This window comes from Phycisphaeraceae bacterium, from assembly GCA_020851465.1.
Classification (GTDB): domain Bacteria; phylum Planctomycetota; class Phycisphaerae; order Phycisphaerales; family Phycisphaeraceae; genus JADZCR01.
Window position 1 is genome coordinate 402,627 of sequence record JADZCR010000001.1, and the last position, 15,459, is coordinate 418,085.

Genomic DNA, 15,459 nt, shown 5'->3' on the forward strand with positions numbered 1-15,459 from the left:
CACCGCGAAAGGTGACGGCTCAACGAGGTTTTTGACGTTGTCTGTCCGGGGCAGTGAAATTGGCATTACGCAGAAAACGGATGATCTCTCGCTCGAAACGCGACTCGTTGCCAGGCCCTGGAAAATCATTGTGGCTGCAATCGAATTCGATCCATGTTGCCTCTGGCACGAGAGCGTGTAGTTTTCTGCCGTCTTCAATAGGGACGATGTCGTCCTGTGTTCCATGGAACATGAGAATTGGAATGTGCAGCATGGGTAGCACAAGATCATTTCGGTAGGGATTTTTTACGAGCAATCCCGGAGCCAGATAGTGATTTGCCATTCGTTTGATGTTGTAAACCGTGGAGACAGTGATCAGCGCCGCTGGCTTTGGAAGTTGTCTGGCTTCACAAACACCGGCCAGATCGATCGCCACGGCACCGCCGATTGAGCGACCGAAAAAGAGCACTCGCGAAGGATCGACATCAGAATGCGCCACCGCTTGCTTCAGGAAGTCGGAACAAGAATCACGTATTGATGTTTGCGACGGGCTTCCTGCCGATCGTCCATAGCCGGGATACTCCGGGACGAGTACCGCAAAGCCCAACGACCCGAAAAAGGCGGTCATGTCTTCCTGTTGATCAATAATTTCCGCATTGCCATGAAAGATGACAGCAAGTGGGGCGGTACGCTCGCCGCGACTGCGTGGCGGTGGAGTGAACCACGCCTCAACCTTACCGGCAGCAGTGGTTAATTCCAGAACCTCAGTCCCCCGTGGCGGCTGGCCGATCGGTGGTCGCGGGGCCATGTCAGCCGGAAATATCATTTTGGTCTGGAATAAATACAGCAAAATCCACCATACCAGGGTGGACCCCAAAACGATCGCGAGCACCACGCGCGTGATGCGCCGCAGCCAGGAGTGACGTTTTACAGGGGGTGTTGCTGCGGGGGCGGATTCATTCATGGAATGGAACTCCAGCCAACAGTATCGATCACAAGTCACGCATCGTGAAGTCCAGAATCAGTCTCCAAGACTGTTTGAATGGAACTCACTACTCATTCAAAAGAGTTCGACCACACGGCCTTCATTCATCGCTACATCCGCAGCGAAGGCGATAAGGTGCCCAGTCAGCGAATCCTGAATGCTCGTGACGCTCTTTGATGCTGGACGACCTGCTACGACATTCACGAAGTCTTCGATCAAGCCGGCATCGCCGCCACCATGACCAGCCATCTCACCTTCGCGTTCCGCTGCGACATTGATGACTTCCTGTGTATGGTCCCGGCCGGGTTCGTGATTAGGTCGACGGAGACGAATGAGGTTGGCCTCTAGATCGCCGTCCAGATCTCCGTGTGAACCTGTGATGTGAATTGTTCGTGCGATACGAGCGCCGCCGGTGAAGAGGTTGTGCGTCGCTGTCACACCGTTGGCGAACTCAATTAACACGCTCTGATGGTCAACCACATCATTATCGCAATGCCACACACATCGGCCGAAAGGATTTGTGGTACGGAGTGATTCGAGTTTCTGATCAATCGTGGGGTTTTCGATGTGTTCGATGCACTCCCAAACATACATGCCCCACAAACCTTGCTCGATGTAGTTAGTTTTTGCGGAGTGAATACAGGTTGATTCGATCTGGCAGCCATCAAGGCACCGCATCGCCGAGCCGGGAGGGGCATTTTCGGGACGGAATTGGGTGAGTGAACCAAAACTGGCTACTTTTTTCGCCGGTACACCAGAGAGAAGCCACGCAATGATGTCGAGGTCGTGACAGCACTTGGAAAGCATGATGGGATTGGTTGCCCGTTGTCGCCACCGCCCGCGCACAAAGGGCGTGGTCATGTGGTGATAGTTGATGCTTTCAGTGGTATTGAGTGCTATCAACTGGCCGATCGCGCCGCTATCGAGCAGTGACTTGATCTTCTGATAAAAGGGGGCATAGCGCAATACATGGCATATGAGGACAATTCGTTGGAAGCGATTGGCCGCCTCGATCAGTCCGCGAACCTCTTGCTCGTTAGGGGCGATTGGTTTTTCCAGCAGGATGTGATATCCCGCTTCGAGCAGAGGCAGCGATGACGCAAAATGGAGCTGATCCATCGTGCCGTTGATGACGGCATCAGCCAGCCCTGGTCGCGCTGCGAGGTCTGTGTAAGAGCGAAAGCGGAATGCTTCCGGGATATTAAAGCGGTCGCCTTCCCGCCGCCGCCGAACGTCGTTAGGCTCAGCAATTGCCGTGATCCGCAGTCGATCCGGATGAAGTCTGGCGTATTCGGAATAACCCACCGCGCGGTGCCCCGCTCCGACAATCGCTGCCGTAACAGGTTTTGACATGGGTGTTCCATTCAATGAACTTGCCGAAAGCCGCTAACTCCGCGGCCTTACCTCAAAAGCTCCACCTCCGGCAGCGGACCGACCAACGGAGTCAGATATTGCTTGTAAGACTCGTCAATATTGTTGTCATCGACGATGTATTCACGCGGAAGTGTTCGCGTTTTTCCTGCAACTTCCGCCAGTGAGACTAGCTTGTATTCAACTTGATAGGGATTATCGCATTGGCGACGAATGGTCACCGATCCCTCAAGCTGGCCCGCAATAGCGGCTTCGGCAGCTTTGCGGCCTACTTCCCGTGCTTCCGCAGCGTCGGTTGGAGAAACACAACCCACGAAGCTCCTCTGAAGATAGCCGAACGTATCCACCCGGACGCGCGTCTTGGGGCCCATGTGTCGTTTGATGGCGTCGCTGAGAAAGTCGCCCAGTGCGCCTGAGCCGGAGAGCTGCACATTACCATGTGCGTCTTTTTCGACTCGGCTGGCGATCTTGCTCGCGATCAACTCGCCTTTCGCATCATGAATACCCTCGCTCACCGCGATCATACATCGTCCATGTTTGCGATAAATCCGCTCGACGTCCACGATGAACTTATCGGTGTTGAATGCAACCTCGGGAACATAGATCAGGTGCGGCCCGTCTTCGGGATGCTGCCGTGCAAGCAAACTCGCCGCAGTCAGAAATCCTGCGTGTCGGCCCATGACAACATCGATTTTGATACCCGGCAAAGCCGTGTTATCGAGATTGTCACCCATGAAGGCTTGTGCCACGAATTTTGCCGCAGAACCAAATCCCGGCGTATGGTCGTTGAGTACCAGATCGTTATCGATGGTTTTAGGCACGTGGAAGCAGCGCAGCTCATAACCATCTGCTTTGGCCATCTCGCTGACGATGCGACAGGTGTCCGAGCTGTCATTGCCGCCGAGATAGAAAAAATACCGAATATTGTGTTTGGCAAAATGCTGAAAAATCCGGCGGCAGTAGTCGGAGTCGGGTTTATCTCGACTGGAACCCAGTGCAGCACTAGGCGTCCTTGCGACTCGCTCGAGCCGTTCCTGCGGAAGATTCTGGAGCTCAATGAATTGTTCGCTGAGCACGCCACGGACTGCGTGGATACATCCAAGTACCTTGTCAATGCCAGTGTGGTTACGCAGTGCCTCAATGACACCGACGAGAGATTGATTAATGACAACGGTCGGCCCGCCGGATTGACCGATGGCGGCGTTGCCGCGCAATAGGGAAGACGTCTTGGCCATATAGCTCCTTTGAAGGCGAAAGAGTTTCGCGGGAAAGCGACGCGGAGGCAAACCGCGAAGCATACCGCATACAGATTGTCTGGTGCGGAGTAAACCCAGATCGAGACGCAGACCTGTTGATGGCCAGCAACTATCCTTAACCAATTTCCGCAAGCATTTGCTGTGCCAACTCTTTCTGTTGTGGGTCGTTCAGGCGGGTCAGTGCAGAGGTCAGCAATTCTTTGGCTCGTTGACGTCGATCGAGGTAGCGTGCGTACAGCAGGCCGAGGATTAGTTCGACCTGATCCCGTTGGCCGTCAACGCGGTAGGTATTGAGGAACAACTCGTATGCCCGTGCTGCATGTTCATGTCGTCCAGCCGACATCAGATGATTTGCCAGGTCGAGTTGCTGCTGACGTCCCATCACCTGTCCCGGGTCCAACTCCAGGAGCTTTTCATAACTCTCCATGGCATGATCGGATCGATTCGCGGAAAGATCCGCGGCGATGCTTGCGCGTAAATCCATGAGTTTCTGTTCGGATTCACTCGTGGGTTTGAGATCGTCCGCAGGCGCGGGGTCACCCGGCTTGTTGTTTTCCCATGGTTGATAACCCTGACGCGTCAGATTGCGGAACTTTGCTCGACGACGGCGTTGTTCATACAAGGCAAGCAGGTCATAGGGTTCGCGCGGCAGCAGTCGAACACCCAACAAGCCCAGCGATATCAGGAAGCCATACGCATAACCGAAGAGATGTGCCACGTAAGCAACACCGCCTCTACCCATTACGTGTAGAAGCACGTTCTCGCCTATCTGAAATACGATCAGCAACAGTCCTGACACCTCGAAAGTGCCAATCACGATGAACCAGTAAATGATGGTGATATTGCTCAACGGAAAGAGCACCAGATAAGCCCCCGTGACCGCGCAGACAGCCCCGCTGGCACCGAGAATCGGAGCAGGTTCCATCAGAAAATGACCTAAGGCCGCAACAACACCACCCGCCAGATAAAAGGCTGCATAACCAAGTTTTCCAAGCCTGTCTTCAACGCTGTTGCCAAAGACATAGAGAAACACCATGTTTCCGATCAGGTGCATCGGTGATGCGTGGAGAAACTGATACGTGATGAACTGGTAGAGCTTGGCATTAGGGAGCAGATAGTAGTCCAGCACCGGAAAGGAGCGGATTAGCTGCGAATAGCTCCACGCCCCCTGGCGCATGGCCTGTTCGATGGCAGCGATCTGGTTCTGAGTAACCAGATAAACAATGACGTTGATGACAATGATTGAAAGATTGACCCAAGGGGTCGAGTTGAGCCGTCGATCAGAGCGGATGGGGAAAAACATGTACCTGCCAGTGCGGTCTGAGCCGCGCTATTTCTTCCGCTCTGGAACACCTTCCCCGACCACTTCCCATCGCGCGATTTCAGAAGATCGAAGCGGAATAATCACCGCAAATTGCACCGGCTGGCGCTCGCCGACCGAGGTATTCCATCGCAGCATCCAGGAGCCGAGAGAATTATCTTCCTTGTCGAACGCCGTTACGAAAAACATTGCGCGTTCAAGCGATGCCTGGACCGGATTGTACGTTTTGATTTCAAGGACTGTTCGTTCGCCGTCGGGCAGGACATTAAGGATCAGATCACGACTCTCGAACGGTGCGTTATCTGGGAAGTAATACCGCTCGTCATATTCAGCCTTGAAATCAATACGTTCAAAGCGGGAAAAGTATTCCTGAGGAATCGGCAACCTGATTCTAGAGGTGCGGTTGGCTGTGAGATTGCGCAGCGCGTAGGTACACCTTGCGAACGCAACATCATCTTCGCCGACGAGAGTGATTACGATCGCTGCCTGCTCCAGAACGCCGAACTTGCTGAATTTGACATTGGCTTCCAGAACAGGTTGATCCTGAGCGTCACGAACTGTGCGATCGTTCTCGATGGTTAATGCATAGATCGGCTTGGTAAAAGTAAAACGAGGTTCGTTGATGGACTCCCATTGCGGGCGAGGAACTCGTTCGGGAGTAACCAGCGTCAACTTTTCATCAAGTGCACGGATCGGCGGAGTCTGCGATGTTGAGCCGTTGTTACTCGTGTTCACCTGAGCCGATGTTTGGCGACTTTTTAGATAAATAACCGTAGCTGTAATCCCACCCGCCAAGATCAGGAATAGAAGCGAAAGCAGCAGAATCGGTCGTTGCTGGCGTCGTTGCACGTCACGCTGATATTGGATGCGTTGACGAGTACCTTTGCTGATGCTGGCGCCAGCGGCGGACGCAAGTGCGGCGACATCCTGAGATTCAGGATCTGGGTCATCATCATCGTCCAGTAGGTCCGCTCCGACAGGTCCGGAAGTAATTGGCTTGGATGCTGTTGTTGGCGGTCGCGGTGCGGGCTTGGGTGGTTCGGCGGGCGCTCCTCGCGCAGGTGCCGGCTGGTGAGGAACTGCGATCGGTTCGACAACGGCAGACAGAGCATCGGTTGGTTGTGGAACGATGGTTCGGCGAAGCGTCTCGGGGGACACAGAAAACCGTCGCTTGCATTGCGTACAGGTTGCCACCGCACCGACGCGGGCAAACGGCGTCTTCATCACATTCTTACAGTCTGGACAGGTCAACTCGTACATTACGTATGACACTTTAACAGGGAAGTCGAAGCAGTTTTAATCATCATTCTCATGCAATAGGTATTTATGTAGAAGTTACCGGCATCGGCATTTTCATTAGTTCGAGTCTCATTACTTCGGTGCATCCTCCTATAATCCACCCCATGGCGGTCACTTTGCCGATCTTCGAGTCTCGCCCCGAGCGCCCCGAATATGCGCAAGGGCCACGTAGTCTCGCAGCAGTCAAGCTACTTCGGCTAAGTATTACAGACCGCTGTAACCTCCGTTGTCAGTACTGCATGCCGGAGGGTGGTGTTCATTTTCACGAAAAAGCAGACCTGCTTTCCGCTTCAGAAATCATTGCTGTGGCGGAGGCGGCGCGTGCTGTTGGTGTCACCCATTTCAAAGTGACTGGTGGTGAGCCGACGGTTCGTGCCGATGTAGTTGAGATTGTGCGAGGTTTGGCAGCATTGCGTCCCGTTGATCTTTCATTGACGACAAACGGGATGCTGCTCGAACGACTTGCGGAAGATCTCAAACGGGCTGGTCTTGATCGAATTACAGTTAGCCTTGACTCTCTTCAGGCGGATCGTTTCGCGCAAATTACGGGGGCATCGACCACGCTTGGTCTTCAGGCGCTGCCGACGTTGTGGCGGGGTATCAATGCTGCTGTCGCAGCTGGCTTCAAGAAGCTCAAACTCAATGTAGTCGTGATGGGGGGGATAAACGACGATGAGGTGTCGGACTTCGCGCGTCTGACTATTGACCATCCGTGGACAGTACGTTTCATCGAGTACATGCCGCTGGGTGACAGCCGGTTGATTGATGATGCGGAGCGGTACACCGTTGATAATGAGTCAGTTCGCCAACGGATTTCCGCGGAAGTCGGTTCCCTGATGCCGGTACTTCGAACAGACGAGCCGGGTGTCGGTCCCGGCGAGGTTTATCAACTCGAAGGCGCAAGGGGACGACTCGGCTTCATCAGCGCGATGAGCCGTCCGTTTTGTGAGACGTGTAATCGACTTCGCCTGACCGCCATGGGGCAACTGCGAAGCTGCCTCTTTGACGGCGGAGAGGTGGACGTGCTTGCTGCATTACGACCGGTGCCGTTGCCGTCGCGCATCATTGACCTCATGGGACAGTGTGTAGCCATGAAACCCGAAGTTCATTCGTCGCGAGGCAATCGTGCGATGTCACAGCTCGGCGGATAACCTTTCGTTTGTTATGAAAGACCTCAATCAACAATTTGCGATACCTAGCGCAGCTCAATTTCTGCCGGGTGAAGGCAATCTGACCAGGCTCGAAATCCGTACTGCCATTGCGGCGGCGGATATCTATCTCCATGGCGCGCATGTCACGCACTATCAACGACGGGGCGAACAGCCGATTCTGTGGATGAGTAAGCGAAGCTGGTTCGATGTCAGCGAGCCGATCCGTGGCGGCGTACCCGTCATTTTCCCGTGGTTCGGACCACGCAAGGATGGTCCCAAGTCACCCAACCATGGATTCGCACGGCTGGTGCCGTGGGAAATTGAGTCGGTGAAACAGGCTAACGACGGTGTAGTTACTGCGGTTCTGACATTCCGTACAAATGAACAGACACGTTCGATCTGGCCACATGATGCGGAGCTTCGTTACACGGTTGTTGTCGGATCAACGCTGGTGATGTCGCTGGAAGTGAGAAACACCGGGCAGTCAGTTTTTCGCTTCGAAGAGGCACTACACACCTATTTCACCGTTTCTGACGTGAGACAGATATCCATACGCGGCCTTGAAGGGGTGACATATCTTGATAAAGCACCCGGTGCTTCCTCGCTGCGTGTGACACAGGATGGCCAGCCCATCACAATTGTCAGCGAGACCGATCGTGTTTACATGGCAACGCGAAGCACGTGCGTACTGGAAGATCCCGGGAGTGGCCGGAGGACCGTCATTGAAAAAGACGGATCGGACACTACGGTCGTCTGGAATCCATGGATCGCCAAGGCTGCGGCTATGCCCGATTTCGGCAATGACGAATGGACTCAAATGGTCTGTATCGAAACGGCAAACGTCGGTGATAATGCAGTTGAGCTTGCACCCGGCACTACGCACCTAATGCGGGCGACCCTGAAATAATTTCCGAATTCGTTACAGCATTCTGCACAGGACCGCTACTTTCTTTCGATCTCCGCGGCACCCTCTTTGGCGGTATTAGACTGATCTATCGTCACCGGATTGTCTTTCCGGTATTGCTCCATACCCGACGGTTCGGGGAAGGCGACGAGGGGATCGAAGCCCACTTGTTGCGCTATCTCGCGCATCGGCCCTTGGAGTCGGTCGAAAACCCATCGCTGGATTTCTGGTGGTGTCTGTGACCATAACCGGAAGGGAGTGACGGGCGAAGGTGCCGGCCGCCGAATCATTCTGATGTAGGTCTCGGCGAAGAGGTCGGGCCACTTGGGTAGTCCCATACGGGTACGGTCACCGACCGTCTGGGCACCGCCGCCGCTTTCTTTCTGATACTTGTCGTAAACGCTCTTGGCAAGCGACATAAACCGATTAAAAACTTCCGGCCGTGAAGCAAGCAACCCTTTATCGATGGCCTGCGTCACCAGCCCGTCGATTGTCTGCCTTGCGTAGTACATGATGTCGATGTTCTGATACATCTCGCGCAAGACCAGATCCGCCAGCGGCATGGTGTAAGTGTTCTTCGTCGCATTTTCGGGGCGGTTGGCATATTTCGCGCGGGCTTCGTCAAGATATTTCTGGGCTTGTGCCTCATCGCCGTAGAGATAAGAAAAATAGACGGCGGCAAGCAGAAAGTTTTCGTGGCCGGCTGCAAATGAGTTGACGGTTCCGTCACCCCAGACGTCTGCAATATCCAACTCTTTGCCTGCGCGATCCATCGCGGCGGTGTAGGAATCAATAAATCGAGGGTCGGGTGACAGGTCGATCTGGCCGGTGATCGGGTCGAATCCGATCTTTCCACGGAACATCAATTCCTGAAGAGCATGGAGGATGCCGCGATAGGTGTTGAGAAGATCGATATCTTTTTTATTACGCAGATCTCCCGCCATCTTGACGCCCAGCGACGACCAATACAGCCCGTGAGCCGCGGGATGACGCCAATCGATTGGTCCGTAGAGCTCGATCAGTCCGAGCATGTATTGGGGGCTCATTTTGTATTTGTTAATGAGCGTGTTTTTTCGAAGATAGGAAAGCAATGGTTCAAGCCCCGGCGCGAGCGCGGGGTCGGTTATCGCAGCATAGAGTGCTTGCTGCTCAGGGCCGAGGCGGGCAATCATTTTTGATTCACCGAGGTACTGCACATCCGGCGAATAGGTGAACATGAGCAACTGACCGATACGAATCAGCAGTTTCTGGTCGATGTCATAGTTCATCGCCCGGAGCTTGGTGACCAATGGCTCCATGGCGGGATAGGCTTTGATCTGTTCGTCGAGTGTGTCTTTCGCATCGACGATTTTTTTCATGGCTGCAGCAACGTCAGCTTTTGACGCCCCATCAGTCGGTGCGCCGAGCACCTCCTGCCACTCCCTTGCCAGTCGTGATTTGTAGTACCAGTGAACGTCGTCGGAATACTGGCCGCATTTATGGAAAAAGATCCACGCCAGCTCGCGGTAAAGCCGGATGGATCGCGGGTTGTAGGGAATGCCCTTGTCTCGGAGGATGGCGATACCTTTGTTAACCCAGTCCCACCGCTCGTCAGGAGTGTGTGTTTGAACGGAGATGTTGTACGCCATGTTCCAGGCGTTGAATGACCAAACCTGCGGGAATCGCGGTTGGAGTGAAGTAATCTGCTCGCTGAGCTGATTGATCTCGAAAAACTTACCTTCCTCTTTGAGTCGATTGGCTCTGTACCAGATGTAATCCACCCAGATGCCGCGAAAAGTAGCCAGGAAGACGTTGGCGACAATTTCCTTGGGGCCAAGGTTTCGACCGCGATCAAGTCCCAGCCCCATCAACTGAAGCTGCCCTCGCTGCCGATCAATGGCGGGAACCATGAGTGATGTTCCGGTGAGACTGGCCACCAGAACGAGGCAGGCGATCCACTGAATGATGCGGTTACGAGTCATTAATAACGATTCCGATCAGATGATCCACACCCGCAAAACGACAAACCAGTCGGGGTCGCTCACTTTACAAAGATAGCGGCTTACCCAGCAGGATAGAGGGCTATACCGTCACCCGCGCTAGTTCACGTCGGCTGAAGATCCACCAGCCGATCAGGCCGCAAAATCCAGCCGAGATCACACCAACCCATAAAAACGTCTCGCTGACCATCAGCCAGGAGATTAACCGTCCGTCCGCCAGTTTCGGTACGGGATCAAAATCACTGAACGACGGTACGACCATCGTAAAGGAATCACCAAGGAGACCGATGGGAATTTTCAGTGCGTCCCAGATTTTCCCTTGTGCGATATTGCTGCCGAAGCCCGTTGCGTTAAAGACGAGTTTTTGCCACAGATTTGATCCTGCCGGCGCCGGCGCAGCGAAGTAACCGATCGATTCGAGAATGAAGCTCTTGGCGATGGAGACGACGTAAACCATCAACGAAAGCAGAGCTGCGACATTGAATCCTAAAAATGTTCCTGCTGCCAACCCGAAGATCGCTAGGAATCCGAGTTGCACCCAGATGATCGCCAATGCGCGAAAAAGGTTTGCTTCATAGGAGCTCACGCGGTACAGCACTTCCAAGCCTTCAGAAGAGTCAAACGTCAAACTCACCGGCGGACTCAAGTCCGGATGGAGCAGATCGATGTTGTAGATCTCCATGTCGAGTACGCCGTCGTCATTGATGTACGAGAGCGGCACGTCGATGACACGGAAATTGTTGGGGGTGACGACGACCGGGGCTTGTGTATCGCCTATATCGGGAAAGTAATGACCATTAAGCTTCAGACCAAAGGTTACGGTCTCGTTATCCAGTATGGCAGCCGTTTGCGTGGGATCCGAAGTTTCAACCTTGTTGGAGTTAATCTTGAAACGAAGCTGTATCGGACGGCCAAAAGCTTTTGCAGTGTTGAGGCCGGTGAAGCGGTAAGTTTGTTTGTTGCGAGGCGCGATGGTGAACCATTTATTGAGGACGACCGTCTGTATCTGCTTTCGCTGCTCCGGTGTGAGTTGGTTGGCGGCAGCCTGAAGATCCTGTGGGTTTGCCGGGTTGTAATTGCCGCCTCCAAACCGTTCAGGTTCAGCCTCATACATCTCCTTGAACACATTGCGAAACATGTTCTGCATCGCACTTTCATCAATCGGCACCGGTTGAACGGAGTCTCGCGCCACCAGTACATATTCCTCCACTGCCCACCGATCCGCGTCGCCGCGATCACGTTGTGCCTGGAGAATGCGGGTGAATAGGTGAGTTGCTCCGCCGATCGCCGCCACCAGGAGCAGGTTCAACGCCATGATCCCCAGCCATTTGCCCAGCAGGTATTGCCCGCGGCCGACTGGTTTGGTCAGCGTGAGAAAAATCTGTCGCCGCTCCAGTTCATCAGAGATAGTTTTGCACGCGAGGAAGATTGTCATCAGACTCAGAAAAAGCGTACCCAACCCCAGCGAATAAGTGATAAACGATTGCACTCGGTATTGGAGGCGTTCCGCTGGATTGAAAAGAAAAGGCAGAATAGGCAGTACGACGACGATGAGGATGATGAAAATCAAAGCGACCTTCATTCGTATCGCTTCATCCACCAGCGTCCGTGCGATACCGAGTACCGGGTGTCCGGGTCGCAGCAGGAGTCGGATTAACGCCAGGCCGAGCAAGAAAAAAATCGTCATCGCCCAGATACCCGAGAGGCCGATGGCCGTACCGGGATACCAGCGGGAGAGCCCCCACTCAGACAGGTAATACGACATGCTTGGCATGCCGTGGAGATAGGGCGGCCCGACATAGATACGCGAACCAGTGATGAGGTAGAGAACGACAGTTCCGTGGAGGAAGAAGGCAGTCCAACGGACCTGTTTAAGGTGTCGCCACCACCAGCAGCCGACTATTAACCACACATAAGCAGCCGCCCAACTGATCCATAGCGTGATATTGGCCGCGTTGTGCATTGACACAGCGCGTTGAAGTGCCGCTTGGTCGCCGCTCCGAGGAATTTGCGCAACCATTGCGGCCGCGAGACCCTGGCCTAACGCCACGATCACCACCAAGACGATCAGCCAGATCACCCAACGTTTCAGCACAGTTAACTCCGAGACTCGTCATGACCGGACGATTTGGCCGGCTCATCGCCCTTGAACGGCTCAACCTTGGTTAAGGCTTCGATGAAAGCTTGATCGGGTTGTTCACCGGTTGTTTTCCGTTGTGTTTCGACGGGAGGAGGCTGGCTTGCAGGTGGTGCCGCAGTAACGACCGGCGTCTGCTCCGGTTCAGGTGGTGCAGGCTTAGGCGTTGTCGGCAGGGCCGTCGCCGCAGAAGGGATCACTGCGACCTGCGGGCTAGGAGGCGCTGTCGCTTCCGCAGGCTCGTTTGTGGGCACGATCAACGAATTGAGCACTGCATTGTCGGGCTGGGGCGAGGCAGGCTCGACGATAGCTGGCTCTTGATTGGCTGGCTCAACAGATGGCTGTGGTGCGGATACGAGTTGTTCGATGACGTTATCCGGTTCATCGCTTTGGGTCGCAGGCCCGCTGGTGAGAAACTCCGCAATTTTTCCGCCCGATCTCGCGCCGGATGTCGTGGCACCCTCAGCCTGTGCCTGTTGCACAATTTCAAGAAAGAGAGATTCGAGCTTCTGTCGCGGCTGTTCCACGCGGTCGATACTCTTGCCATGTTTCTCCAGCAGAGCCTCGACCTCCTGAATGGTCTCCACATCCAGCGCCTCAGTTTGGATCGTTGTCATGTCCTGACGGAGAAGCAATTCATCGACGGTGCCTTGAGCGCGAACTTTGCCGCCGAACATGATCGCTACACGATCACAAACATCTTCGACATCTGCCAGAAGGTGGGAACAAAGGAGAATGGTCTTGCCTCGGCGTGCCAACTCAAGGATGAGATCTTTGATCTGGCGTGTCCCGATGGGATCCATCCCTGTGGTGGGTTCATCCAGAATGAGCAATTGCGGGTCGTTGATCAGTGCCTGCGCCAAGCCGATGCGGCGCTGCATACCCTTGGAATATTCACCAACCGGACGGCGTTGTACGGCTTCGAGGCCTACGAACTGGAGTAGCTGATCAATACGACGGCGACGCTGGTCGGCGTTCTGATGGAACAGGCGGCCGTAGTACTCCAGAGTCTCGCGTGCATTGAGAAAGCGATAGAGGTACGACTCTTCCGGCAGATATCCAATCTGTTTTTTGGTTGCTACGTCATCAGGACGCTTACCGAAAACCGCGATGCGTCCTGCGGTGGGGTGCAGCAAACCGAGGATCATTTTGATCGTTGTGGACTTGCCCGAACCATTAGGCCCCAGCAGTCCGAAGACTTCGCCGCGACGAACCTCCAGATCAATCGCGTCCACAGCCGTAACTCGATTGCGGAGCCAGAAATCTTTGAAGATTTTAGTGAGGCCTGCGCACCGGATCACCGCATCAGCGGTAGGTGGTGCCGGAATCGGCGCGGGTGTTGTGGTCAGTATCGCGGTCATTTCAGGCTCCGGCGGACAATCAGGCAACCTCCCCGGCACGTCGAGAGGGGAATGTGATCTCAATGGTCTTCATCGTTTTCATGTTGTTCAGCGGGCTTGGGCATGGGAGGGCCAGGGGGCTTGGCGGGGGCGCCGGTCCCCAGTTGCGTCGGAGCCTTCTTAGAGGCGTCCATCGCTGCCTGACGCTTGGCATCCTCGGCCTGTTTCATCCGATCTTCCTCACGCTTGCGGGCGACGGCTGGATCACGTCCGAGCCAGATTTCCAGTTGTCCCGGCGGGGCATACCAGGTCTCTACATCGCCGTTGAGGATCTCCGCTTTGGCCTCCTGCCAGATACGCGCCATCACGATTCGTTTTGCATCCGGGCTGTTTTTGTAAACATCAAACCATGTGCGGAAAATAGTTGCTTCACGTTCCACATCCGCGACCGCAGTTGATCGCGACGAGTTTGCTTCATTGATGACCTCTGCGACCTTGCCTGATACCGGCAGAGTTGGCCGCTGTGCAATCGGCACTTCGTGTGCATCAAGTGCTTTTGCGTATTCAACTTTCGCGGCATCAAGATCTGGGCCGGACTGTGCTGTTTGCATGCGTCTGAAGCGATCCCAGAGGTCATCAGTAGCTGCAAGATCCAACTTGTTGTTTTGCGCCCAGGCAGGTACTTCGAGCTGCGTAAATACCAGATCAAGTTGGGAATCAAGCTTCGCCAGCATCGCAGCGTCATTGGCGGTCGAAGCAAGATCGTATTGACGAATCATCTCAGACAGCGCCCCTTGGCCGGCTCCGGCGGTTTCCGACAACTTGGTGTTACGGTCAGCTGTGGCCATCTCAACCGCCTGGCCGCGCTGACTCTCAGCTGCTAATACCGCTTCGTATGCCTGCCTCACCGAGCCGGGAATGGTCGGCGTCTTGAGTGAAATGTCGTCCGTGATCACCAGTCCCGTGTGCATCTCGTCCAGCGTCGCCTGGGCATGCGTGCGGATGGCTGCTTTGTCGTGGGTTGATCGCATCACATCATCGAGTGTGGATTGCGCGATCGCGAGGACGACACCTTCCTCAGCCGCGGCGCGGACGAGATTATTTGCCGTCTCGTGATCACCCACATTCATCGCAAAGGCCACCGGATCCGACACGCCATAGGTCAGGGTCCAGCGGGCGTGGACAATGTTGGCGTCACCCGTCAGCAGTGAGCCATCCTTGTCCGGTTTGAGCGGCCGCGAGGGGGCATCAGCCGGTTGATTGGGTTGTTGTTCCCACCAGAATTCTTTCGACAAGGCAATCTGCTGCGACGAAGTCTTGATCAGAATGACTTCTTCGATGGGATAGGGAAACGCAAAATGCAAACCGCCAGCCTGAATAACTTGATCTCGTCCATCACCGACTACCTCGCCAAAACGCAGTCGAACAGCGACATAGCCGGAAGGGACACTGAAAACATTACTGAATAAATAGAACACAATCACCAACACCATGCCCCATTTCAGAACCGTAAAACTCCAACGCAGTGCGTCGGCCAGCGACTGCTGCGCGGGGTCCAGTTCTTCCGTTGCTATGACGCCGTGATCGTGGTGGTGATCGTGATCGTCGTCATGATCGCCGTGATCGTGATGGTGTTCGAATGGGTTGCGCGGCTTAGCCATAGTAGTGTTACGCGTGAGTGTCGTATTTTTGTTTACGGGCAGCAGTCGGGAGTCAGTGTCAGTTTATTGAGCGCAA

11 protein-coding genes are annotated in these 15,459 nt (G+C 54.6%); 2 read left to right on the top strand and 9 right to left on the bottom strand.

What is annotated here, in order from left to right; genetic code table 11:
• Positions 1-19: 19 nt before the first annotated feature.
• From IT444_01550 to IT444_01570, 5 genes are all read right to left on the bottom strand, one after another.
• Positions 20-943 carry an alpha/beta hydrolase gene (locus IT444_01550; protein ID MCC7191440.1) on the bottom strand — a complete coding sequence of 308 codons (924 nt, stop codon included), beginning with the start codon at positions 941-943 and terminating at the stop codon, positions 20-22.
• 96 nt (positions 944-1,039) lie between these two features.
• Complete coding sequence (locus IT444_01555) at positions 1,040-2,317, bottom strand: Gfo/Idh/MocA family oxidoreductase (protein MCC7191441.1); 1,278 nt, start codon at positions 2,315-2,317, stop codon at positions 1,040-1,042.
• 47 nt (positions 2,318-2,364) lie between these two features.
• Positions 2,365-3,570: a 6-phosphofructokinase gene (locus IT444_01560; GenBank protein MCC7191442.1), complete on the bottom strand. Its 1,206-nt coding sequence runs from the start codon at positions 3,568-3,570 to the stop codon at positions 2,365-2,367.
• Positions 3,571-3,706: 136 nt separating this feature from the next.
• Positions 3,707-4,894, bottom strand: coding sequence for a rhomboid family intramembrane serine protease (locus IT444_01565; GenBank protein MCC7191443.1), 1,188 nt, complete (start codon positions 4,892-4,894; stop codon positions 3,707-3,709).
• A gap of 27 nt (positions 4,895-4,921) precedes the next feature.
• Positions 4,922-6,136, bottom strand: coding sequence for a hypothetical protein (locus IT444_01570; protein ID MCC7191444.1), 1,215 nt, complete (start codon positions 6,134-6,136; stop codon positions 4,922-4,924).
• A 179-nt stretch (positions 6,137-6,315) separates the two neighbouring features.
• Here IT444_01570 and moaA point away from each other — a divergent pair, with 179 nt between their 5' ends.
• Positions 6,316-7,362 carry a GTP 3',8-cyclase MoaA gene (gene moaA / locus IT444_01575; protein MCC7191445.1) on the top strand — a complete coding sequence of 349 codons (1,047 nt, stop codon included), beginning with the start codon at positions 6,316-6,318 and terminating at the stop codon, positions 7,360-7,362.
• A gap of 13 nt (positions 7,363-7,375) precedes the next feature.
• Positions 7,376-8,269 (top strand): D-hexose-6-phosphate mutarotase, encoded by an 894-nt coding sequence (locus IT444_01580; GenBank protein ID MCC7191446.1) that lies wholly within the window; start codon positions 7,376-7,378, stop codon positions 8,267-8,269.
• Positions 8,270-8,304: 35 nt separating this feature from the next.
• On the opposite strand, the gene IT444_01585 is transcribed toward IT444_01580, so the two are convergent.
• From IT444_01585 to IT444_01600, 4 genes are all read right to left on the bottom strand, one after another.
• Positions 8,305-10,227: a hypothetical protein gene (locus tag IT444_01585; protein MCC7191447.1), complete on the bottom strand. Its 1,923-nt coding sequence runs from the start codon at positions 10,225-10,227 to the stop codon at positions 8,305-8,307.
• Between the two features lie 100 nt (positions 10,228-10,327).
• Positions 10,328-12,340, bottom strand: a complete 2,013-nt coding sequence (locus IT444_01590) for an ABC transporter permease subunit (protein MCC7191448.1) — start codon at positions 12,338-12,340, stop codon at positions 10,328-10,330.
• Positions 12,341-12,342: 2 nt separating this feature from the next.
• Complete coding sequence (locus IT444_01595; protein MCC7191449.1) at positions 12,343-13,743, bottom strand: ATP-binding cassette domain-containing protein; 1,401 nt, start codon at positions 13,741-13,743, stop codon at positions 12,343-12,345.
• Between the two features lie 59 nt (positions 13,744-13,802).
• Entirely contained in the window at positions 13,803-15,383 is a 1,581-nt protein-coding gene (locus tag IT444_01600; protein MCC7191450.1) for a hypothetical protein, read from the bottom strand.
• Between the last annotated feature and the right edge of the window lie 76 nt (positions 15,384-15,459).